This is a genomic window from Pseudomonas sp. 05N434 (assembly GCF_056396965.1).
Genome location: NZ_JBFTMK010000726.1, coordinates 1 through 2,016, shown reverse-complemented (window position 1 = coordinate 2,016; position 2,016 = coordinate 1). Strand labels below are relative to the sequence as shown.

Sequence of the window (2,016 nt, the reverse complement as noted above, 5' to 3'; positions counted from 1 at the left end):
GGATAACATTTGCCGAGAGGTTGTCATGCTAACTGTTATAACAGGGACTGTTAATGATCTTTTGCCTGGGATGGCATGTGCGCTCGCTAAATATAGGTATCAGGTATTCGTTAAAGAGTTAGGCTGGCCTCTACGTTGTGAGGAGGGGGTTGAGTTAGATGATTTCGATCGCCCTGATACGGTATATGTTTTGGCCTGTGATCATAATCACGAAATATTTGGTTGCGCTCGGTTAATTCCTACTAATCGTCCATACCTGCTGGGGGATGTATTCCCTCACTTAATGGGAGGGAACCCTCCGCCGTTCTCTGCGGGTATATGGGAGCTCTCCCGGTTCGCTATTAGCCACCCGAAAGGCCAGGTATTGAGTGCTGAACAGGCCTGGAAAAATACGGTGAAATTGGTGAGGGAAGTGATTGACGTCGCACGCTCAAAAGGCGCGTTTCGATTGATCGCGTTCAGTGCTGTAGGCAATGAGCGTTTGCTAAAACGGATGGGCGTCAATACATGCAGGATTTCGCCGCCGCGGCTGATCGACAACAAAAGTATCGTTCCCTTCTGGATCGAAATCGACGACAAAACCACTAGCGCTTTGCGTCTGGCCGCCTAAAAACTTTACAGCGAATGATAGTCGAGAATGCCGATGAGTAGAGTCATAGGTTTGGCGGCATGCGATTGGTATGCCCTGAAGTGCTTGGACGAACGTATTTCGGTGGTGGGCCGCACTCAGGAACAGCTTGAGCAGCGAGTGACAGCGGCCTGCGAGCACTCCGCAACTGAGCATAATGTACCGATAGCCTGGAAGGACGAGAGTGGCGAGATAGTCGCTTTTTGCATCGTGCATTTCGACAAGCAGAGCAAGGTCAACGGGCTTGGCAGTGCGTACTTTTCAACGCTGATAGTAGTGCCGGTGGCGAGTGTCCTCCAGCAGCTGATGCGCTGTGCAATTGAGTATATAAACAGTACTCGGTTGCTGCCTCGGCGGGTGTCTGACTTGGTAGGCCCTATCCACAGTTCATTCTTGATTGAGCGAGGGCTGCGCACATTTGAGTCTGATTTCAATGTGTTTTCGTTGCCATCAAATACGATTGAGTTGACTGATGCCTTGGTGCAGGCAGGATTCCGAAAGGAAAAAGACCTGGTTGAAATTGTCTTTCAACCGCCCGCTCAAGGGTATCAACAGCATGCCTTGGAAGAAAAGCTCACTCAGCGATTGACGGGTATTGAGTTCCATCACTACGGGCAAGACGAATTGGTTGCCAGAAGCCAATTGTTAGCAGACTGTTATAATCAATCTTGGGAGCGAAATTGGGGTTACAGCCCTGCGTCAAAAGAACAGTTTGAAATAGCCTCGCGTAATATTAAAAACATATCGGCGTTGGTTGCCGAGCATGACGATAAAATTGTCGGCTTTACTATGTTTGCACCCGCCATGAATGAGCAGGGGTTGTACGGCMGCGCTTTTTTTACTGGCGTCGCTCCTGAGTATCAACGTAAAGGATTGTCGATAGCGCTCACTTTAAAGTTGACCGCCATCGCGCTGAGCAAGGTCGGTCGTAGCAGAATTAGCGTGTCTTGGATGCTGGAAGATAATGTCATGGTTCTTCGAACTATGCGTCATCTCACCCGGGACGGTATTTGTCACGAAAGAGCCTATCGCATTTATAGATATACTGCGCCGGTAGAATGAGAGTCTTATGCGTATTGATGATGTTGCATTAAAGTCGAAAGAGCTGGGTTATTACACATATTTTCCTCAAGTACGTTCTGCCTGCGGTCGGGATATGACGCTCGCGGATGGTCGGAAAATGTTGAACTTTGCATCGTGCGACTATTTGGGGCTTTCAAATCACGAACGCATGAAGGAGTCGGCTATTGCCGCCATCCTGCAGTACGGTTCGAACATCGGCGGCCCGATGATTTTCAGTGGCTTCACCGAATACCATGAGCGCCTGCAAAATAGCTTTAGCGATTTGTATGCAGGGCGAACATCGCTGATGTTTACCACCTCTTATC

The 2,016-nt window shown here is 49.1% G+C and carries 2 protein-coding genes and 1 pseudogene; all 3 read left to right on the top strand.

Features of this window, described 5'->3' with window-relative positions; genetic code table 11:
• The coding region (locus AC1DLB_RS28650) for an acyl-homoserine-lactone synthase (RefSeq protein ID WP_477786152.1) at positions 1-610 on the top strand (610 nt) is incomplete at its 5' end.
• A gap of 84 nt (positions 611-694) precedes the next feature.
• Positions 695-1,690 carry an N-acetyltransferase family protein gene (locus tag AC1DLB_RS28645; RefSeq protein ID WP_477786151.1) on the top strand — a complete coding sequence of 332 codons (996 nt, stop codon included), beginning with the start codon at positions 695-697 and terminating at the stop codon, positions 1,688-1,690.
• Between the two features lie 7 nt (positions 1,691-1,697).
• Positions 1,698-2,016, top strand: a pseudogene (locus AC1DLB_RS28640) (hypothetical protein); the annotation flags it as partial.